The sequence below is a fragment of the Microbulbifer hainanensis genome (genome assembly GCF_014904735.1).
Lineage (GTDB): Bacteria > Pseudomonadota > Gammaproteobacteria > Pseudomonadales > Cellvibrionaceae > Microbulbifer > Microbulbifer hainanensis.
The window spans coordinates 45,434-66,119 of the sequence record NZ_JACZCR010000047.1 but is presented as its reverse complement, the minus strand read 5'-3'; the positions used below and the strand labels follow the sequence as shown (position 1 = coordinate 66,119).

Annotated in this window: 18 protein-coding genes; 13 read left to right on the top strand and 5 right to left on the bottom strand. The window is 59.7% G+C overall.

Features of this window, described 5'->3' with window-relative positions:
• Nucleotides 1-82: 82 nt before the first annotated feature.
• Together IG168_RS17595 and IG168_RS17590 are read right to left on the bottom strand one after the other, a co-directional pair.
• On the bottom strand, nucleotides 83-985 hold the full coding sequence (locus tag IG168_RS17595) for a DegV family protein (RefSeq protein ID WP_193165908.1): 903 nt from the start codon (nucleotides 983-985) through the stop codon (nucleotides 83-85).
• 336 nt (nucleotides 986-1,321) lie between these two features.
• Nucleotides 1,322-2,824, bottom strand: coding sequence for a sugar porter family MFS transporter (locus tag IG168_RS17590; RefSeq protein ID WP_404932009.1), 1,503 nt, complete (start codon nucleotides 2,822-2,824; stop codon nucleotides 1,322-1,324).
• A gap of 275 nt (nucleotides 2,825-3,099) precedes the next feature.
• Between IG168_RS17590 and tilS the strand changes: the two genes are divergently transcribed.
• From tilS to rpoS, 12 genes are all read left to right on the top strand, one after another.
• Nucleotides 3,100-4,416, top strand: coding sequence for a tRNA lysidine(34) synthetase TilS (gene tilS / locus IG168_RS17585; protein ID WP_319024748.1), 1,317 nt, complete (start codon nucleotides 3,100-3,102; stop codon nucleotides 4,414-4,416).
• 143 nt (nucleotides 4,417-4,559) lie between these two features.
• Nucleotides 4,560-6,194 carry a CTP synthase gene (locus IG168_RS17580; protein ID WP_193165905.1) on the top strand — a complete coding sequence of 545 codons (1,635 nt, stop codon included), beginning with the start codon at nucleotides 4,560-4,562 and terminating at the stop codon, nucleotides 6,192-6,194.
• A 76-nt stretch (nucleotides 6,195-6,270) separates the two neighbouring features.
• Nucleotides 6,271-7,116 carry a 3-deoxy-8-phosphooctulonate synthase gene (kdsA, locus tag IG168_RS17575; RefSeq protein ID WP_193165904.1) on the top strand — a complete coding sequence of 282 codons (846 nt, stop codon included), beginning with the start codon at nucleotides 6,271-6,273 and terminating at the stop codon, nucleotides 7,114-7,116.
• A gap of 91 nt (nucleotides 7,117-7,207) precedes the next feature.
• Nucleotides 7,208-8,494 carry a phosphopyruvate hydratase gene (gene eno / locus IG168_RS17570; RefSeq protein ID WP_193165903.1) on the top strand — a complete coding sequence of 429 codons (1,287 nt, stop codon included), beginning with the start codon at nucleotides 7,208-7,210 and terminating at the stop codon, nucleotides 8,492-8,494.
• 110 nt (nucleotides 8,495-8,604) lie between these two features.
• Nucleotides 8,605-8,901, top strand: a complete 297-nt coding sequence (locus IG168_RS17565) for an FtsB family cell division protein (protein WP_193165902.1) — start codon at nucleotides 8,605-8,607, stop codon at nucleotides 8,899-8,901.
• Nucleotides 8,898-9,617 carry a 2-C-methyl-D-erythritol 4-phosphate cytidylyltransferase gene (ispD, locus tag IG168_RS17560; protein WP_193165901.1) on the top strand — a complete coding sequence of 240 codons (720 nt, stop codon included), beginning with the start codon at nucleotides 8,898-8,900 and terminating at the stop codon, nucleotides 9,615-9,617. The genes IG168_RS17565 and ispD overlap by 4 nt, the downstream gene beginning before the upstream one ends.
• Nucleotides 9,617-10,102 carry a 2-C-methyl-D-erythritol 2,4-cyclodiphosphate synthase gene (ispF, locus tag IG168_RS17555; protein ID WP_319024747.1) on the top strand — a complete coding sequence of 162 codons (486 nt, stop codon included), beginning with the start codon at nucleotides 9,617-9,619 and terminating at the stop codon, nucleotides 10,100-10,102. Before ispD ends, ispF begins: the two co-directional genes overlap by 1 nt.
• Complete coding sequence (gene truD, locus IG168_RS17550) at nucleotides 10,095-11,069, top strand: tRNA pseudouridine(13) synthase TruD (protein WP_193165900.1); 975 nt, start codon at nucleotides 10,095-10,097, stop codon at nucleotides 11,067-11,069. The genes ispF and truD overlap by 8 nt, the downstream gene beginning before the upstream one ends.
• A gap of 123 nt (nucleotides 11,070-11,192) precedes the next feature.
• Nucleotides 11,193-11,864 (top strand): protein-L-isoaspartate(D-aspartate) O-methyltransferase, encoded by a 672-nt coding sequence (locus IG168_RS17545; protein ID WP_193165899.1) that lies wholly within the window; start codon nucleotides 11,193-11,195, stop codon nucleotides 11,862-11,864.
• The gene (locus tag IG168_RS17540) at nucleotides 11,861-12,799 is read left to right on the top strand and encodes a DUF368 domain-containing protein (RefSeq protein WP_193165898.1); all 939 of its coding nucleotides are present in this window, start codon (nucleotides 11,861-11,863) and stop codon (nucleotides 12,797-12,799) included. The genes IG168_RS17545 and IG168_RS17540 overlap by 4 nt, the downstream gene beginning before the upstream one ends.
• Before the next feature lie 223 nt (nucleotides 12,800-13,022).
• The gene (locus IG168_RS17535; protein ID WP_319024746.1) at nucleotides 13,023-13,787 is read left to right on the top strand and encodes a peptidoglycan DD-metalloendopeptidase family protein; all 765 of its coding nucleotides are present in this window, start codon (nucleotides 13,023-13,025) and stop codon (nucleotides 13,785-13,787) included.
• A gap of 191 nt (nucleotides 13,788-13,978) precedes the next feature.
• Nucleotides 13,979-15,022, top strand: coding sequence for an RNA polymerase sigma factor RpoS (gene rpoS / locus IG168_RS17530; protein WP_226877106.1), 1,044 nt, complete (start codon nucleotides 13,979-13,981; stop codon nucleotides 15,020-15,022).
• Between the two features lie 71 nt (nucleotides 15,023-15,093).
• Here rpoS and IG168_RS17525 read toward each other — a convergent pair whose 3' ends face one another.
• The 3 genes from IG168_RS17525 to IG168_RS17515 form a co-directional block, all read right to left on the bottom strand.
• A complete protein-coding gene (locus tag IG168_RS17525) occupies nucleotides 15,094-15,420 on the bottom strand; it encodes a YdbL family protein (protein WP_193165896.1) in 327 nt (108 codons plus the stop codon).
• 11 nt (nucleotides 15,421-15,431) lie between these two features.
• The gene (locus IG168_RS17520) at nucleotides 15,432-15,626 is read right to left on the bottom strand and encodes a YnbE family lipoprotein (protein WP_193165895.1); all 195 of its coding nucleotides are present in this window, start codon (nucleotides 15,624-15,626) and stop codon (nucleotides 15,432-15,434) included.
• Nucleotides 15,627-15,810: 184 nt separating this feature from the next.
• Nucleotides 15,811-18,777, bottom strand: coding sequence for an intermembrane phospholipid transport protein YdbH family protein (locus IG168_RS17515; RefSeq protein WP_193165894.1), 2,967 nt, complete (start codon nucleotides 18,775-18,777; stop codon nucleotides 15,811-15,813).
• Nucleotides 18,778-18,941: 164 nt separating this feature from the next.
• Between IG168_RS17515 and ggt the strand changes: the two genes are divergently transcribed.
• Nucleotides 18,942-20,588: a gamma-glutamyltransferase gene (gene ggt / locus IG168_RS17510; RefSeq protein ID WP_226877105.1), complete on the top strand. Its 1,647-nt coding sequence runs from the start codon at nucleotides 18,942-18,944 to the stop codon at nucleotides 20,586-20,588.
• Nucleotides 20,589-20,686 lie beyond the last annotated feature (98 nt).

The following is a 20,686-nucleotide window of genomic DNA, read 5'->3' as shown; positions in this document are numbered from 1 at the left end:
GAAAAAAGGCGAACCAATCGGTTCGCCTTTTTTGTTTGCCGGGTGCTGGCCACGCTGTAGTCGCGCCCCGAGCTTGTCCCGCTTAATCTCTGGCGGCAAATGCCATGCCGATTGTTCCCGGGCCAAGATTGATACCGCCTGACAGGCTCATGACCGAGCGATAGATCTTCACGCCCTTTTCCTGGGCCAGTTTTTCCAGCGCATTGAATCCCGGTGTCCGCGACAGGTCTTCGAGGCGGCCGGCAATACTCACGGCAATCATCGGAACCTGCAGGTCACCGGCCCGAATTCTTTCCGCAGCCAGCGCGAACAGGGTTTCAGTGCACTGGTCGAACCCGCGAACTGTCTCGGTCACCGAGCTGCCGCTGTATTTCATCGACAATATCGGATGCAGGTCGAGGGTCTGGGCGGCCATCGCCTTGAGCCAGCTGATGCTGTTTTCGTTTTTGAGGCGCCCGCGCTCGCGCACATAGTAGACGTCCTTGATGGCGGCAAAGGCCTGGATACGGCGACCGAAATCCTCCGCCTTGTCTTTGATCTCCGCACCGCTGAGTCCACGCTGGATCAATGACAGTGTATATAGCGCGAGCAGCCCCTGGCCCGAGAACAGGGTATGTGAGTCCACCGTGTGGATCTCGACATCGCCGCTTGATTCGGCGAGCAATTTACTGGCCGCAGTTTGGGCGTTTTGGTAGGTAGGGCTGTTGGAACCGTTGATGGTCTGCACGACGATATCCTTGCTGCCCCTGGCCACCAGGCGTTGCAGAATCGCGCCGATCTCCCCACTTTCTGCCGGGCCGCTGACAATCTGCCGGGAGCGGTCCACCAGCGAAAGCGTATAGAAGTGGGCCATCTGGGCCGGGTTGCGCTGGTCGCCAAAGGTATCCTTGCCGACGCTGACCGTGTGGGGCAGGACGGGGATGGCATATTTGCGCAGAAACTCATCCGGCAGGTCACATCCGGAATCTACAACTAACTGGACCATGAAAAACTCGTGTACATCGTCGTCTAACTTGGGGCTGAAATTTATCATTTGCCGCCGAGTAGCAACAGGCTAAAAGGGAACCTTTTACTTGATCGAATTGACATAATTGCAGCGCGGATAAAGTGACTCGGGCGTTTTCTAAATGGTCCAAGTTTGTCTACGCCGCCGGGAAACCAGGTGGGATGATTGGGTCACGGAATGCGAGAGGGAAACGCGATCAGTTTATTGTCCACAGGCGGTCTCGGCGGTATGTGGACGCGCGGTCGCGAAGGCGACACCGCGCAGTGCGACCCGGTAGTTTTCCGGGCCGACACTTTGGTGAATGAGCGCTCGGCGTCAGCCGCGCATCTCCTCCAGTTCCAATCCCTTGGTTTCGTGCACCAGATAAATCACGAAAGCGACAGACAGAATGGCAAACAGCATGTAAATGCCATAGGCCCCGGCCAGTCCAATACCGGTCAGCATGATCGGGAACGTCATCGTGATGGCGAAGTTGGCCACCCACTGGGACAGGCCGGAGATAGCGAGACCGGAGCCGCGGATTTTGTTGGGGAACATTTCTCCGAGCATGGTCCACATGGCCGGGCCCCAGGAACCGTTGAAAAAGAAAACATAGGCATTGGCTGCGATCAGTGCCATTAGCCCCATGTTTTGTGACAGTACAAGCTTGCCGGTTGTATCCGCAGAGGCGCTCGTAAAGGCCGCTGCCACCATTCCGAGGGTGATGGCCATACCGATGGAACCTACTAAGAGCAGCGGTTTGCGACCGATTCGGTCAATCAGTGCAATCGTGATCAGGCAGGCGCCGATACTGACTGCGCCAGAAATGATATTGATCAACAGGGCATCGCTCTCTGAAAAGCCGACGGCCTGCCAGAGAACGGCACCGTAGTAAAACACTACATTAATACCCACCAGCTGCTGGAATACGGCCAGGCCAATACCGACCCAGACGATCTTGCGCGGGCGGGCGCGCCCATCGAGCAGATCGCTGAACTTGGGGTGGCGATCACCGGCAACCGATGCCCGAATATCACTGAGCTTTTGTGCAACCTCGCTTTCCCCGTAAAGGCGACGCAAAACCTGGGTCGCTTTCGATATCTGGCGGGACAGAACCAGGTAGCGAGGGCTTTCCGGAATCAGCAACAGGGCGAGAAAGAACATGAGGGCAGGAGCAATTTCGATCCAGAACATCCAGCGCCAGGCGCTGTATCCCATCCACCATTCATTGACCGCGGAACCGGCGATGTCGGCGAGAAAGTAGTTGCTGACGAAGGCGGCGAAGAGCCCGGAGATGATCGCGATCTGGTTAGTGGTGATCAAGCGACCGCGCCAAGCCGCCGGCGCGACTTCGCTGATATAGGCTGGCGACATCACACTGGCGGCCCCCACGGCGAGGCCACCGAGGATGCGGTAGAACACAAATTCCGGTGAATTGGCGGCAATACCTGATCCCCAGGCGCTGACTACAAAAAAGACCGAGGCGATCAGCAGCAACTGCCTGCGCCCCCAGATATCGGCGAGGCGGCCGGCGAAAAAGGCACCCGCGGCGCAGCCGAGCAGCATCGAGGCGACGTTGAAGCCGGTTCCGGCGGTGTCGGAATGAAAGGCCTGCTGTAGGCCCGTGACGGTCCCATTGATGACGCCGCTGTCGAAGCCGAAAAGGAAGCCGCCGATGGTGGCGACGCTGCAGATCAGAATCACAAAGGCCAGGGGAGGGGAGTCCGGTGTGCCCGTCACCAGGGCATCCGGAGAGTTCTCAATCGCTTGCATGATGTACCTACCGGTTTTTATTGTTGAGCCTTTGGGCGGCGTTTTGGGCGTGCGCAGCACTGCCACCCTGTGAGTCGATGGTGGAGCATAAGCCGGTCGATAATCGTCCTACTTTGCCATTTGCCGCAAAGTTGGACATGGTCGGGTGTCCCACTTTGTTCGTGGCGGGCCGGGATGCCGGGAAAGCTGGCGGCAACGGTTCGGCCGGCCACAAACCGGCGTAGTGAATGCTTCAGTGCAAGTGGAATGCGCCTCCTGGGCCGGCTTGGGCGCTGGGGCAATCAAGACCAGAGGCGGCTGTCGTATACTGCCGCCAGAGAGAGTCGGGAGCCGGAGCGGGCGTGTCTGTGGAATTGCCGGAAATTGTTGCCGCGGCGTTGTCGCGCCACCCCTGTGCGGGTGTGCGCTGGGTCGCCTATTCCGGCGGGCTGGATTCCAGTGTATTACTGCACATCCTCGCCCGCCTTCGATTACCCGTGCGCGCAATACACGTTCATCACGGGCTGTCGGCCAATGCGGATGCCTGGCAAGAGCACTGTGTATCGACTGCGGAATCGCTGGGCATTCCGATCGAAGTGCGCCGCGTAGCGGTCGACTCCGGGGACGGGGGCCTGGAGCAGGGGGCCCGGCGGGCCCGCTACCATGTGTTTGCGGAACTGCTGCAACCCGGGGATCAGTTGTTACTGGCCCAACACGGCGACGACCAGGCTGAGACGTTTCTGCTGCGGCTGCTGCGCGGCAGTGGTGCTCTGGGCCTGGCGGCGATGGCGGAGAGCCGGCAGCTCGAATGTGAAGGTGGGTCGACGGCAACGCTGTTGCGGCCTCTACTCGGTACAGGTCGCGATCAGCTCGAATCCTACGCCCGGGCCGAAGGCCTGAGCTGGATTGAAGACGAGAGCAACCGGGACTTATCTCTCGAGCGAAATTTCCTGCGCGCGCGCGTCCTGCCCCCGCTGCGCGAGCGCTGGCCGGTGCGCGAGCGGGTGGCGCGGGCGGCATCCAACCTGCGCGAAGCCGCCGATCTGTTACAGGATTTGGGCGATGTAGACCTTTTGGCCTGCGACCGGCGTGAGGAGCGGTTTGGTGAAAGTATCGACCTGAAACTCCTGTGCCAGTTACCGCCGCGGCGCCGCAAGAATTTGCTGCGTACCTGGCTCACCCGACTCGGTGGCGATATGCCAGCGGCAGTGCACTTGGAGGAAGCCCTGGACCAGGCCATGGCGGCGGCGGAGGACAGCGAACTGGCGGTCTCCCTGGTTGGGCGGGTGGTGCGCCGCTATCGCAATCGGCTCTACCTCACGCCACAATTACCGCAGGCTTTGGCAACCGGTGACTGGTCATGGCGCGGAGATCGGACCCTACTATTGCCTCAGGGCTGGGAGCTGAGGCCCGGCGCAGCCTGGCCGGCCGGTGACTATCGGGTTCACTTCCGCCGCGGTGGCGAGCGGGCGCAGCCGCTGGGCCGCGCGCATTCTCAGCGCCTGAAGAAACTCCTGCAGGAAACCGGTCTCGAGCCCTGGCTGCGGGATCGGGTGCCGCTCGTGTATCGCGCGGATGCCCCGGAATCCCTGCTGGCGGTGGGCGACCTGTTCCGCTGCGAGGAGGGCCTGCCGGACGCGCTCGAGTGGCGATATTGCGGGCTTCCGACCGCGATTTGAGATTGAGCGGAAAACCGCTTTCTGGTAGTCTGGCGTCCCATCTCAAAGGCTCCGGGATAAGTGGGATTCGTCCCCAGGACGGCTTGCCCGGGCCAGCCCCGCATCCCCGATTCCATCGGGTTTTCAACTGACCAAGGTTTTGCATGACGCGCTATATTTTTGTCACTGGTGGCGTGGTTTCCTCGTTGGGGAAAGGTATCGCTTCCGCCTCCCTGGCCGCCATTCTCGAGGCCCGTGGCCTCAAGGTCACCATCCTGAAACTGGATCCGTACATTAACGTGGATCCGGGTACCATGAGCCCCTTCCAGCACGGCGAGGTCTATGTGACCGAAGATGGCGCCGAGACGGACCTGGACCTGGGACACTACGAGCGCTTCATTCGCACGCGCATGTCCAAGCGTAACAATTTCACCACCGGCCGGGTGTACGAAACCGTGCTGCGCAAAGAGCGCCGCGGCGATTACCTGGGCGGGACGGTACAGGTGATTCCGCATATCACCGACGAGATCAAGCGCCGCGTGATTGAAGGTGGCCGCGATGTCGATGTTGCCATCGTCGAGATCGGCGGAACCGTGGGGGATATTGAATCCCAGCCGTTCCTCGAATCCGTGCGCCAGCTGCGCGTGGAGATGGGCCTGAACCGCGCCCTGCTGATCCACCTGAGCTACGTGCCCTTTATTGCCACTGCCGGCGAGACCAAGACCAAGCCGACCCAGCACTCGGTGAAAGAACTGCGCTCCATCGGTCTGCAGCCGGACATCCTGCTGTGCCGCTCCGAGCGTGAAATCGACGAGGACTCCCGTCGCAAGATTGCGCTGTTTACCAACGTGGAAGAGCGCGCGGTCGTGCCGCTGCCGGATGCGAAGACCATCTACAGTGTGCCGCGCATGCTGCACAGCCACGGCCTCGACGATATCGTGGTGGAGAAACTGCAGCTCGAATGTGCCGCACCGGACCTGTCCGAGTGGGACGCGGTGGTCGATGGCAAGCTGAACCCGCAGCACGAAGTGAAAATTGCCATGGTCGGCAAGTACATGGAGCTGCTGGACGCCTACAAATCCCTGATCGAGTCGCTGACCCATGCCGGTATCAAGCATCGCTGCAAAGTGGATATCGACTTTATCAATGCCGAAGACGTGGAAGGCGAGAACGGCCTCGACCTGATCAAGGGTGCCGATGCCATTCTTGTACCGGGCGGCTTTGGCGAGCGCGGCCTGGAAGGCAAGCTGGAATCGGTGCGCTACGCGCGCGAGAACAATATCCCGTTCCTGGGCATCTGCCTGGGCCTGCAGTCGGTCGTCATCGAGTACGCCCGCAATGTGCTGGGCCTGAAAGATGCCAACAGTACAGAATTCGACGTGAATACCTCCAACCCGGTGATTGGCCTGATTACTGAGTGGATCGACAGCGAAGGTAAAGTCGAGAAGCGCGACGAGCAGTCCGATCTGGGCGGCACCATGCGCCTTGGCGGCCAGGAGTGTCGTCTGTCCAAAGACAGCAAGGCGCGCGAGATTTACGGCTCCGACGTAATTGTCGAGCGCCACCGCCACCGCTATGAGGTCAACAACAACTATGTCGACCGCCTGCAGAAAGCCGGCCTGAAAGTCGGTGGCTGGTCTGCGGACGACACCCTGGTGGAAATGGTTGAATTGCCGGAGCACTCGTGGTTCGTGGCCTGTCAGTTCCACCCGGAGTTCACCTCCACGCCGCGCGACGGTCACCCGCTGTTCGAAAGCTTTATCGCCGCGGCGATGAAGCAGCACGACAAGCAGGGCTAAACAATTAAGGGCCTGTACGCAGGCAATTGATGAACCCCGCCTATTCCTGAGTGAAAGGGCGGGGCAGAGGGAAACTATGAAAACCATCGAAGTCGGAAAAGTCCAGGTTGCCAACGACAAGCCGTTCACGCTGTTTGGCGGCATGAACGTACTGGAATCCCGCGATATGGCCATGCAGGTGGCAGAGCACTACGTCAAGGTCACCGAGAAGCTGGGCATTCCCTACGTCTTCAAGGCGTCCTTCGACAAGGCGAACCGCTCTTCCATCCATTCCTATCGCGGACCGGGCATGGAAGAAGGGCTGAAGATCTTTGAAGAGATCAAGAGCACCTTCAATGTGCCGCTGATTACCGATGTGCACGAGCCCGACCAGGCAGCGCCGGTGGCCGAGGTGGTCGACGTGATCCAGCTGCCCGCGTTTTTGGCTCGCCAGACCGACCTGGTCAAGGCAATGGCCGCGACCGGTGCCGTCATCAATGTGAAAAAGCCGCAATTCATGAGCCCGCCGCAGGTCAAGAACGTGGTGGAGAAGTTTGCCGAGGGCGGCAATGACAAAATCATCCTGTGCGAGCGTGGCGCCTGCTTCGGCTACGACAACCTGGTCGTGGACATGCTCGGTTTCCGCACCATGATCGACGCCTCCGGCGGTGCGCCACTGATTTTCGATGTGACCCACTCGCTGCAGATGCGCGATCCGTCCGGTGCCGCTTCCGGCGGTCGCCGTGCCCAGGTCACTGAACTGGGCCGCGCCGGTCTGGCCATCGGTATCGCCGGCCTGTTCCTGGAAGCGCACCCGAATCCGGACAAAGCCCTGTGCGATGGCCCCAGCGCACTGCCGCTGGAGAAGCTGGAGCCGTTCCTGGCGCAAATGAAAGCCGTGGACGACCTGGTGAAGAGCTTCGCGCCGCTGGATACCAAATAACGACGATAGAAAAGTCGGCGGAGCTGGCACCAACCAACCTCCGCCAAAACCAAAATTCAATTTGCCATTCACCAACATGGAGCCCTTGTTAATGAGCAAGATTGTTGCCGTAAAAGCTTATGAAGTGCTGGATTCCCGCGGAAACCCGACGGTTGAAGCCGATGTGATTCTGGAAGACGGATCCGTAGGTTCTGCCTGCGCGCCATCCGGTGCCTCCACCGGTTCCCGCGAAGCGCTGGAACTGCGCGACGGTGACAAGAGCCGCTACCTGGGCAAGGGCGTGCTGAAAGCCGTCGAAAACATCAACACCACCATCGCCGACCTGTTGAAAGGTATGGACGCGACCGATCAGCGCGGGCTGGACAAGGCGATGATCGATGCCGACGGCACCGAGAACAAATCCAAGTTTGGCGCCAACGCGATTCTGGCGGTTTCCCTGGCTGCGGCCAAGGCAGCTGCGGCTTCCAAGAAAATCCCGCTGTACCAGCACATTGCTGAAGTGAACGGCACTCCCGGCCAGTACAGCATGCCGATCCCCATGATGAATATCCTCAACGGCGGTGAGCACGCCGACAACAACGTCGATATCCAGGAGTTCATGGTCCAGCCGGTCAAGGCAACCAGCTTCGCCGAAGCGCTGCGCCAGGGTGCAGAAATTTTCCACTCCCTGAAAAAAGTACTTTCCGCGCAGGGACTGAACACCGCTGTGGGCGATGAGGGCGGCTTTGCCCCCAACCTGCCGTCCAACGAAGCCGCTCTGACCATGATTGCCGAGGCGGTGGAAAAAGCCGGTTACAAACTGGGCGAAGATATCACCCTGGCACTGGATTGCGCTTCCTCTGAATTCTACAAGGGTGGCAAGTACGACCTGTCGGGCGAAGGCAAGCAATTCGACAGCGAAGGTTTCGCTGACTACCTGGCAGACCTGTCCGCCAACTACCCGATCCTGTCCATCGAAGACGGTATGGACGAAAGCGACTGGGACGGCTGGAAGGTGTTGACCGACAAGATCGGCGACAAGGTGCAGCTGGTGGGTGACGACCTGTTCGTGACCAATACCAAGATCCTGAAAGAGGGCATCGAGAAGGGCGTGGCCAATTCCATCCTGATCAAGTTCAACCAGATCGGCTCCCTGTCCGAGACCCTGGACGCGATCAAAATGGCCAAGGACGCCGGTTACACTGCGGTGATTTCCCACCGTTCCGGTGAGACTGAAGACACCACCATTGCGGACCTGGCCGTGGCCACTGCCGCGGGCCAGATCAAGACCGGTTCCCTGTGCCGCTCTGACCGCGTGGCCAAGTACAACCGTCTGCTGCGTATCGAAGCCGAGCTGAACGGCGCTGCGCCGTACCGCGGCCGCGCAGAATTCAAGTAATTTATGTAACGAGAGTAGCGGGGGGTGGAGTCAGGGAGCTTCAGTTCAATTGAACAACCCGAACCCCTCCTCCGCACTTTTCGTATTGCGTGAAGCCTGGATAAATCAGAATGAGATGGCTGCTGGCAATTCTCACCATTATTCTGCTGGTTACCCAGTACCGCCTCTGGGTGGGTGAGGGGAGCCTGGCAGAAGTCACGCGCCTGAAGCGCGAGCTGGCACAGCAGCAGGAAAAGAACTCGGCACTCGAACGGCGCAATCGCCAGTTGCTGCGCGAAGTGCGCAGCCTCAAAGTGGGTACCGACGGTGTAGAGGCCAAGGCCCGATACGATCTGGGCCTGATCAAGGATGGTGAAACCCTGTTTATTTTTATGGATCCGGATAAAGCGGAGAACGGTAAACCGTGATCAGTGATTTCTGGGTCGTCGTCCCCGCCGCCGGCGTGGGCAAGCGTATGGGCGCAGACAGACCGAAGCAGTACCTACCGCTGCTGGGCCGCCCCATGTTGTCGTTGACGTTGCGCAATATTCTGACCTGGCCAGGCTTGGCCGGTGTGGTTGTCGCGGTATCTGATGACGACAGCTACTTTCCCCATCTGGCGGAGGCCAGCGATCCAAGAGTGCACCGGGTCACCGGTGGCGCCGAGCGCGCGGATTCAGTGCTCGCTGCGCTGAATACCCTGATAACCCGGGTCCCCGCGGAAACTCCTGTACTCGTGCACGACGCGGCGCGTCCCTGCGTGGCGCTGGAAGATATCGCCGCATTGCTCGACGAAAACACGTCGCCACAAGCCCTGCTGGCGCAGCCCGCCAGCGATACGGTGAAATCCAGTCGCCGTGAGGGTGACCGCGATCTGGTCGACCGAACACTGGATCGGGACAGTATCTGGCTGGCGCAAACGCCCCAGCGGGCCCCACTGGGTCTACTGCAGGACTGCCTGCGCCGCGCGCTCGAACAGGGAGCCCCCATTACCGACGAGGCCAGTGCCCTGGAGCTGTTTGGCCACGCGCCGCAACTGGTGCCGGGCCGGCGGGATAACCTCAAAGTGACCCATCCATCCGACATTATTGTGGCAGAGGCAATTTTGCGTCTGCGTTTTGCGCCCACAGAGGATAAGAGATAGTGAGTTTCCGAATTGGCCAGGGCTTTGATGTGCACGCCTTTGGCGAGGGCGATCACGTGGTGCTCGGCGGCGTAAAGATACCCCATGAGCGCGGATTGAAAGCGCATTCCGATGGCGACGTACTGCTGCATGCGCTGGCGGACGCTTTGCTGGGAGCACTGGCGCTCGGCGATATCGGTCATCATTTTCCAGACAACGATGCCCGTTTTGCCGGAGCGGACAGCCGCGCACTGCTGCGGCACGTGGTGGAGCTGGTCGCGGAGCGAGGCTATCGGTTGGTCAATGCGGACTGCACACTGATCGCCCAGGCACCGAAAATGGCACCGTATATCGATGCCATGCGGGAAAATATCGCCACCGATTGCGGTGTCGAGATCGGCGCAGCCAGCATCAAGGCGACCACCAGTGAGCGCCTGGGATTTACCGGCCGCGGTGAAGGTATTGCCGCACAGGCAACGGTTCTCGTAGAGCGTTTGAATGACTGAGCAGAATTCCTCTAGCGCATGGGCGCTCGACTGGCCGCGCGCACTGGGCGGCACGGCGATCTCCGCCGATTTCCGTTCCGAACCGGAAGACTTCGTCGTGGACGAGATGGCCGCACCGGCGTTTGCCGAGGGAGAGCATGTTTACCTGCAGGTTCGCAAGCGCGGTGCCAATACCGGTTGGGTGGCACAGCAACTGGCGCAGCTGGCCGGCGTGCGGACCCAGGATATTGGTTTCTACGGGCTCAAGGACCGCCACGCGGTTACTACGCAGTGGTTCAGTGTCTGGCTCGGACAGAAGGCTGAGCCGGACTGGTCTCCTCTGAACAACGGCGAAGTCGAGGTGCTGCAGCACCACCGCGGTCCGCGCAAACTGCGCCGCGGAGAGCATGCAGGCAACCGCTTCGTCATCCGCCTACGCAATGTGCGCGGCGACCGCGACAGCGCGGAACAAGTACTGGGGAGGTTTGGCGGCGGAGTACCCAATTACTTCGGCGAGCAGCGTTTCGGCCGCGAAGGCGGCAATCTGTCACTGGCGCGCCGGCTGGCAGAGGAGGGGGGACGCTGTCGCAAGAGCGAAAAGGCGTTCGCCATGTCGGCGGCGCGCAGCTGGCTGTTCAACGAGGTGCTCGCTGCGCGCGTGCGCGCCGACAACTGGCGCCAGCCTCTGCCCGGGGAGCCGGAATCCGAGCCCACGGGCCCACTCTGGGGCCGTGGCAGGAACCCTGCCAGCGAAGCGGTGGCGGCGCTGGAGGAAAGCACTGTTGCACCTTGGCTCGCCTGGTGTGACTGGCTTGAGCACTGCGGGTTGAAGCAGGAGCGGCGCCCGCTGGTGTTGCAGCCGGCGGCATTTACCCACGAATGGTCGGGAGACGACCTTATTCTGCAATTTGCCCTGCCAGTGGGTACGTTTGCCACCGCGTTGTTGCGGGAAGTAGCGGAACTGGTCAACGTTTCCGACGCCACATAGAATCTGTGCCATGGGGGCGGTCCTTGTGGACCAGCCATTGGGGGCTGGCGGAAGAATCGCCAGGTTGTGACGTCCGGTTCTGCTGCATGCGGAAGATACCGGAGAGGTTGAAATAAGAAAAAGATGGATCATCTGAAACGTGAAGGTCTGGGAATGACCTCCCAGAGAACCCGCAATCGCCTGATACAGCGGCTACGGGAAGAGGGTATTGAGAGCGAGCAAGTGCTGGATGTCATGGCCTCCACACCACGCCACCTGTTTCTCGATGAAGCCCTTTCCGTGCGCGCTTACGAAGATACCTCACTGCCTATCGGCTATGGCCAGACCATATCCCAGCCCTATATTGTCGCGCGGATGACCGAGCTGCTGCTCAGCCGCGCGAAATCCCTGCACCGGGTCCTGGAGGTCGGAACCGGATCCGGTTACCAGACCGCGATACTCGCCCGCCTGGTCGACCAGCTTTACTCCGTGGAACGAATAGGGCCACTGCTGGATAAAGCGCGACGCCGTCTGCGGGAGCTGGAGCTGTACAACGTCGAAGTGAAATTGAGCAGTGGCGGGTTTGGCTGGCCGGAAAAGGGGCCTTTCGATGCCATTCTGGCCGCGGCCGCCCCGGCGTCGATACCGGCGGAACTCAAGCAGCAGCTGGCGCCCAACGGCGTTCTGGTGATCCCGGTCGGGAGTGACAGCCAGTATCTGCACCTGGTGACCCGACGCGAGGATTCCGATCAGTTTGACGTGGAGCGCCTGGAGGCCGTGCGCTTTGTGCCATTGCTAGGGGGGGTAGTGCGATGAAGTGGTTGCGCGGGCGCTACTGGGGCGTTGCATTGCGGGGCATGGCCATGGGCGCGGCGGACGTAGTCCCCGGCGTTTCGGGCGGCACCATTGCCTTCATTACCGGCATTTACCAGGAACTGCTCGACTCCCTGAGCCGAATCGGACCGCACTGTCTGACGGTCCTGCGCCGCAGCGGCGTGGTCGCTGCCTGGCAATATATCAATGGCAGTTTTCTACTGGCACTTTTCGGCGGAATACTCGTCAGTATTTTCAGTCTGGCGAGGCTGATCAGCTACCTGTTGAGTACCTATCCGATTGTTGTGTGGGCCTTCTTTTTCGGCCTGATCTTCGCGTCCTGTTTCCCAATAATCAAGCGGATTCCCCGCTGGTCGGTATCGGTAGTCGTTTGCCTGGTACTCGGCGCGCTGGTCGCCATCGCTGTCAGCGAAATGCGTCCGGCGGAGATCGCAGCCACCCCGCTGAACCTGTTCCTGTCCGGGGCCCTCGCCATCTGCGCGATGATCCTTCCGGGTATTTCGGGGGCCTTCATTTTGTTGATGATCGGTATCTATCCGCGGGTGCTGGATGCAGTCCACGACCTGCAGATCTTCAGCCTCGCCTGCTTCGCCAGCGGAGCAGCAGTGGGGCTTATGCTGTTCAGTCGCCTGCTTTCCTGGCTCATGCATACCTATGTCGCGAGAACCCTGGCATTCCTCGCGGGTATTCTGCTGGGCAGTCTGAAAATCGTCTGGCCATGGAAACTGGCTGTCGAGGGGGCCGCCGATGCCGGTGACAAACTGGCGCCGCTGATGTCCAACAGCTGGCCCTCTACTTACGCGGCCAGCACTGGCCACGACGCATTTCTGGGCGCGGCAATTGGCGCATCCATTGCCGCTGTGTTGCTGGTACTGGTCGTCGATTATTTCGGTGGGCGCGCGGGAGCGCACGATTAGTGGGCAAGAATTTCGCGCCACCGGTAATTGCGCTGCATAAGCTCGGTATGGCAGCTTTTTCTAAAGGGAAATGGCGCAATTCCCAGATATTTTTTTAGACACTTTTTCCATAAATGCGGCCGTGTGATGTAAAAAGAGAATAATGAAATGTCGTCTTTTCCAACATTTTGAAGCCCCCTCCTGGCGGAGTAATCGTTCCGAATCCGCCGGGATGCTTTTCCGGGTGTTCAATATATTTACCATGGTACTGCTGGTGCTATTGGTGGGCGCCTGTGCCAGTAACCGGGCCCCCACCAGCTCCCTGCAGCAGCCGCCGAGCCAGCGGATCAAATACCATGTTGTCTCTCGCGGCGAGACCCTCTATTCCATCGCCTGGCGGTATGGCAAGGATTTTCGCCAGCTGGCGGCAACCAACGGCATAGCACCTCCCTACCAGATCTTTCCCGGGCAGCGCCTGAATCTGGCCGGCCGGGTCGTTGCTGCGGCGCCGGTGGCGGCGCCCAAAAAGAAATATACAGCGCCGCGTAAGCCCTCCCGGCCGACCACCAGGCCAGTCGCAAAAACAGCAAAATCCTTAACACCCAGTAAGCCAAAGAAGACAGTTACGCGTATTTCGTCTTCGGGAATTCGGTGGCGCTGGCCCGCCAGGGGAAAAGTGATCAGCAGCTTCCAGGCCAGGAACCCGTTGCGCAAGGGTGTTGATATCGCCGGGGAAAAGGGGGACTCTGTACTCGCAGCAGCCAATGGCACCGTGATCTACGCGGGAAGTGCGCTGAGAGGCTACGGAAAATTACTGATCGTTAAGCACAACGACGAATTTCTGAGTGCTTACGCCCACAACGACAAACTACTTGTCGGCGAGGGCAGCGAAGTGAAGGCGGGGCAAAGGATAGCGGAACTGGGTTCTAGTGGTACCGACCGCAATAAGCTCCACTTCGAAATTCGCCACAACGGTCAACCGGTTGACCCTCTTGCCTATTTGCCATAACCCGAGTGGGGAGCCGTGAGCTTCTGCAAATAAAAATGGATTTTTAATTTGTACCACTTGAGGTAGTCACCGGTGACGTGACCATCGCAAGGTCAGCCGATCCGGCGACTGTCGCACTGACAGCTTTCGAGCCGGCCCAGGTCGAAAACTGAAGTGCGGCTGACAATGGCAAAGTACAAGGAGTTGGGGAAATGGAAGCACAACGGCAAGACCAGGTTGTAGCCGCCCAGGCAGATCTTCCTCCAGAGTTGGCAGCAGATCGCAATGAGCATCAAATAGAACGGAAAGAGGACACTTCAAAAGGCCGCACCCGGAGAACTACGGCAAAAAAAAACTCCGAACCTACCCCCCTGAAGGCACGGGCACGCAAGCCGGAAACTGACGGATACTTGCAGAAGAATCTCGATGCCACCCAGTTATACCTGAATGAAATCGGTTTCTCTCCGCTTTTGACCGCAGAAGAAGAGGTCTACTACGCGCGGAAAGCGTTGCGCGGTGACGCGGCATCGAGAAAACGAATGATCGAAAGTAACCTGCGCCTCGTCGTGAAGATTGCGCGTCGCTATGTCAGTCGCGGTCTGGCGCTACTCGACCTGATCGAAGAGGGTAATCTCGGTCTGATTCGCGCGGTGGAGAAGTTCGATCCGGAGCGCGGTTTCCGGTTTTCGACCTACGCCACCTGGTGGATTCGTCAGACCATCGAACGGGCGATCATGAATCAGACGCGCACCATCCGTCTGCCGATTCACGTCGTCAAAGAGCTTAATGTGTATCTGCGCGCCTCGCGCGAGCTGGCACAGAAACTCGATCACGAGCCGTCCGCGGAAGAAATCGCCAATCTGCTGGAAAAACCGGTTGAAGATGTCGAGCGTATGCTGGGGCTGAACGAGCGTGTCACCTCAGTGGACACACCGATCGGCCCTTCTTCCGAAAAGACACTGGTAGACACCATTCCGGATCAGCAGGAATCCGATCCCGCCGAGCTACTGCAGGACAGCGACCTGTTCGACAGTATCAATCGCTGGCTGGGTGAGTTACCCGACAAGCAGTGCGAAGTGGTATCCCGCCGTTTTGGCTTGCGCGGCTTCGAGGCCAGTACTCTGGAAGAAGTTGGTCGCGAAATCGGGCTGACCCGTGAGCGTGTTCGCCAGATCCAGGTAGATGCCCTCAAGCGCCTGCGTGAAGTGATGGAGAAACAGGGGCTCGACGGCCTGTCGCTGTTCGGCAATCTTTAATTAAGCTTCAAAAAAAGGCCGCGGAGAAGTGATTCTCCGCGGCCTTTTTTGTGTCCCGTTGGGGTCACTAATTACTTCTGTACCCAGCGTCCACGGGAATCCTGGTAGTAGGCCCCTGCAGGCAACCTGGCCTCCAGCTTTTCCGCGGCACGGGCGGCAACCTGGGCAATATCGATTTTGTTGCGCTTGGCGATTCGCGCGTATTCGGCCTTGCGCTTGGCGTTGACCTCGGCCACCAGTTTTTCCAGCTCCGGAGTGCTCTGGTTGACCACGGCGATGTAGCCGCTGTTGGCTTCACCCACCAATCCCTGGCTGCGTGCGGCGTCCAGGGTGATCGCCATTACCGGCAAGGCAATGGCGAGACCGAGGCTGATCAGGGTCATTTTTAAAAATTTCATCATTCGCCTCCTTAGAAAATGCCTTCTTTGTCTTCGAACAGGTTGTCCAGTTCCTTGTCGACTTTTATGCGGATCTCGTGCTGAATTTTCACGTTGAGATTGACGGTAATCGGCTCACTCGGTGCCTGAACCGCGACTGTCGGTGTGCACCCCGCTATAACGACAAAGGCCGTCAGCACTAGCGGAAGCAATCGGGTGGTTGTCATCTGACGCTCCTACATCGTTAACGATAGTCAGGGAATCTCTGAAATCCACAGGGGCTGTGGAGTTGCTTCGAGTACCCTCATATTAATCGCCCTAGCTTAACCCAATCTGAATCGGGATGGGATTTATCGTGTCACATCCCCGAGATGGCGGCCAAACCTTTGGCCGGCGGCGAGTGCCGGGCTGTTATTGCAGTTTCTTCTCCAGCGCTTCGGTTAAATCGCGGCTTGCCTGGAGGGAGCGGAGGGTGTCCGGAACGTTGTTTTCCAGGTTCAGGTTGATTATCAGATCCCTGTCCGCCGCGACAGAATTGCTGCGTCCAACCAGTTTCAGTGCCATCTGCATGTCGCCGCTCGGGGGGTATTCGACGGTGCCACTCAATTCGCGGTAGTTGTAATCCTCCAGCGCCCCCGCTACCAGTTTCAACGATGGGTTGCTCGCCAGTACCTCGGGAGAAAAGGCGCCGTAATAACGCAGGCGGCCACCGGGGGGGCGCGCCTGTACTTTGCCCTGTTCGACAGTAATGCCGTCTTTTCCCGTTATCAGTGGTACCTGCAGGTCGAGGGTGCCGCTGGCAGCGAAGTTTTCCGCGTCCATTTCGTCGGCCAGGTTGCGGAGGGAAATACCCTCGATATCGACTTCACTGCGGCGTTCCTCGCCGGCCAGGTTCCACACGACGGCCTTCGAGTGCAGCTTGCCATCCAGCAGCTCGGCGCTGATGTTGCCGAGAGTCAGGTCCTGATCGCCGTTGAGGCCGATGGTAAAGCGGATCTTTTCGATGGGGAGGCCCACGTCCAGGGTGTCCAGTCGCATCGGCTGGGGTTCGGGCGTCAACCAGTGGCCGTCGCGGTGAGTGGCGGCCAGTTGTCCACTGGCACCCACCGCAAATATGTCACCGTGGGTGGCGGCGACCTGGTCGAGGGTTGCCCGCAGCTGGTCGCCATCCAGCTGGGGCCAGGAAACGTTCCCACCCGCAGTCAGGGTTCCAGCGACGATATCCACGGGCAATCCTGCGATTGACTGGCTCAGGGGGGAGCCCTGGCTGAATGTGACCGCTGGCATATCCAGCTGTGCCGATCCGCGATTCTTCTGCAGGTCGTGCTGCCACGCCGCTTTCAGCGTGACAGCGCCGGACTGCACTTCACTGTCGCCGTGCACGCGATCGCCAGTCAATGCCAACTGTCCGCTGATACTGACATCGGCTTTATATTTTCCCTGCAGGCGCAGTTGCAGCGGGTCTGTGTGGAAGCGGGCGGAAGCCCGATTCTCCAGATTCTCGCGGCTGAACTGCACGTCGGTAAAGCCAACCGTGCCGCCAACTTCAAAATCATCGCCTTTGAGCGTGGCGACACTCGCATCCACTGACGGGCTGTGGCAGGTCGGCGCACCGCTATCGACGCACACTATTTTACCTGCCCGGAATGCGATGTTGTCCGCACTGACGGTTTCGAGGGCAAGTCTGTCTGCCGTTACGGCGAGCTGTTGCAGCTGCCAGCGCTGTTCGGTGTCGGTGAGCTTCAGTGTCAGGTGTGAATCGAGCGCAAGATCTTTCACTGTGATGTTGTCGGCCGGGATCGACAATTCGGGAAGCTGTGCACTGGCAGACAGCGTACACCGGTAGTCATCGGTCAACTCGCAGGACAATGCGGAAAGCGCTATATCGGCGAGCGGCGTTCCGCGTTGCTCTTGCAGGTGCAGTTTTATCTTTCCACCCTCCAGCTGGAGCTTGCCGGGCAAGGTCGGTGCGGTGACGGTCAGTGGTTCCGTCAGTTGCACCTGTGCCGTGCCGCTGCGCCAGTTGAATGGCGCCAGAAGAGGCTCAACCTTGCCGGGTTGCCCCTTTTCTGTCACCGATACCTTCAGCGTACTCGCGGGAAGCAGAGTGACGGCAATATCGCGCAGCGCGGCGGTGTCCCTGTCGATCTGATTGAGTGCGGGCAGACTGGCCGAGCCGTGGAGGCGCGCCGAGCCACTCGGAGTGTCTAGCACCAGCGGCGACAGGGCGTCTTGCAGCGGCGGTGCCTTGAGTACGCCGGATGCCGCGGCGAAATCCAGCGTGCCGTCGACCGTGATCTTCGCTTGCCCGGCAGAGTCATCGGCGCTGATCGTGGCCCAGAGTAGCGGCGCACTTTCGTTTTCCGCAGTGATTTCGAGGTCGCCGCGACCGGCGATCTCTTCAGGTTGTAACGGTCTGACGGAGGCGAGGCGCACGGTGAATGGCGCTACCGTCTTCAAGGAAAGTTCCAGCGGCACGCCCAGCGTCGAATCCGGTACCGGCAGCCGGGCGGATTCAGTGCGGACTTCGGCGGCAATATCGCGATATTCATCGAGTTGCAGCAAACGGTCCGGTAATTGGCCGCTCACTGTCATTGTTACATCGCCGCGGGCGCCGGCCAGCCGGGCGACTGCATCCGGTGGAATGGGCAGGGTCTTGAACTGGTCGAGTCTGGCGGTGGCGGTCAGCTCGCCGCGCCAGTGCTGGGGTGCCGGCGATTGTGCGGAGTCTCTATTTAAGGCTCCGTTCAGCGTGGCGATCGACTCACCATTGGCGGCAACTATCTGCGCGCCGAACTGGAATTGCTCCCCGCGCCATCTCACGTCCAGTTTCAGTTGTCGTCCATCTGCGGATATTTGTACCTTGGCGGATTCATCGGCGTTATTGCGCTGTGCCTGCAGTTCGCCGGTAATGGGCTCGGCCCCTCGCCACTGCCATTGCCGGATCTGCATCGCATTGGGCAGGTAGCGCTGCAGCTGTTGCAGAAGGTCATGCAGTGACAGGTCCGGGGTGCCGATCGCGCGTGCATTTTTCTGGGGAGCGGTGTCATCCGGGGCCGGGGTCCAGATTAGTTGGCTGGCGCTGAGCCGGCTGCGGTTATTGCGGGAGCCAAACAGCAGGTCCAGCGGGTTGTGCAATTGCAGATCCTGTACCTGCAACGTGGCGCCATCCGCCAACACCAGGGTGAGTGTTTTTGCACCGATCTTTCGCGGAGCCAAGTGCAGTTCCTGCAATTCCTGGATACGACTGCCCTGCAGAAACGGATTGAGCAGCGTCGGTGTCATGCGATCGCGATCCAGCCACAACCAGAGCAGTACGGCTAAAAGCACGGCCAGTGCGGTGGAAAATACGATGGATTTGCGCAACTTGAGATTCATTCGACTGACTTGCGATCGCCGGGTAAATATGGAGACTGGATGTTCTATCCGGATTTCAGTGTAACCGGCCGGGAAAAATAATGAGAGGGGCACGCCGCGTGAAAGGCATATTGCGAAATTTTTCTGTTTTGTTGTCGACCTGTCTGCTAATGGGAGGAACCGTTATGGCGAATGGGTATGACCGGGTCAATGGCGAGGGCTTTGCCAGCCGTTCCCAGGTACTGGCCACCCACGGTATGGCGGCCACCAGCCAGCCGCTGGCGACGCAGGTAGCGCTGGATATTCTCAAACGCGGCGGCAGTGCCGTGGACGCGGCGATTGCCGCCAACGCCGCGCAGGGCCTGATGGAGCCCACCGGCAGCGGTGTAGGCGGCGACCTGTTTGCCATCGTCTGGAGTGCCGAAGACCAAAAACTATACGGCCTGAATGCGAGCGGCCGCTCGCCAAAGTCCCTGCCATTTGAATACTTTGCCCAGCACAACTTGACCAGTATTCCCGCTCACGGGCCGTTGCCGGTATCGGTACCCGGCGCCGTAGACGGCTGGTTTGAGCTGCACAAGAAGTTCGGTCGCCTGCCGATGAAAGACGTGCTGGCGCCGGCGATCGATTATGCCGAACAGGGGTTCCCGGTAACACAACTGGTGGCCTATTACTGGAACCGCTCGGTGCCGCTGCTGGAAAAATATCCGGGTTTCCGTGAGACCTTCATGCCCGGCGGCAAGGCGCCGCAGGAGGGGGATATTTTCCGTAACCCGCGTCTGGCCAAGACCTATCGTGCCATCGCGGAGGGCGGCCGCGACGCCTTCTACAAGGGTGAGATCGCCAGGAAAATCGCTGCCTACATGAAAAAGAATGGTGGTTTCCTCTCCTATGAGGACCTGGCGACGCATCACTCCGATTGGGTGCAGCCGGTATCCACCAATTACCGCGGTTTCGACATCTGGGAGCTGCCGCCCAATGGCCAGGGCATCGCCGCGCTGCAGATCCTCAACATTCTGGAGGGCTACGACCTGGCCAAGATGGGCCGCACCAGTCCCGAGTATGTGCACCTGTTTGCCGAGGCCAAGAAGCTCGCCTTCGAGGATCGCGCCAAATATTACGCCGACCCGGATTTCAACCAGATACCGGTGAAGCAGTTGATTTCCAAGAAATACGCGGCGGAGCGACGCAAGCAGATCGACCGGCACCGGGCCGCCAAACGCTACGACGCGGGGAATGTCGCTCTGCGACACGGCGACACCATCTACCTGACGGTGGCGGACAAGAACGGCAACATGGTGTCGCTGATCCAGAGTAATTACCGGGGGATGGGTTCCGGAATGACTCCCGGCGACCTCGGATTCATCCTGCAGGATCGCGGCGAGATGTTCAGCCTGAAAGAGGGGCATTTCAATCAGTACCAACCGGGCAAACGCCCGTTTCACACCATTATTCCCGGATTCATCACCAGAGATGGCGAGCCGTATATGAGTTTCGGCGTGATGGGTGGGGCGACACAGCCGCAAATGCATGCGCAAATTGTCGTCAACATGGTCGATTTTGGATTGAACGTGCAGGAAGCCGGCGATGCCCCGCGAATTCTGCACAGCGGCTCCAGCCAGCCCACCGACGAAGTTATGCTCGACGGGGGCTACCTGAGCCTTGAAGACGGTTTCCCGATGGAGACCCGTCGCGCCCTGGTGCAGATGGGGCACCAGGTGCGTTTCGAAAGCGGCCCTTACGGGGGTTACCAGGGGATCATGCGCGACAGCCAGGGTGTCTACCACGGGGCCTCGGAAAGTCGCAAAGACGGACAGGCCGCCGGCTACTGAAGTCGCTGGCGCGGGGCCTTGGCACTGCGGATGAAATCTATATAGTGGGGCGCTCCGGCCCCCCTAAATGAGCTTGAGAGACGCGTTGGATAGACGCC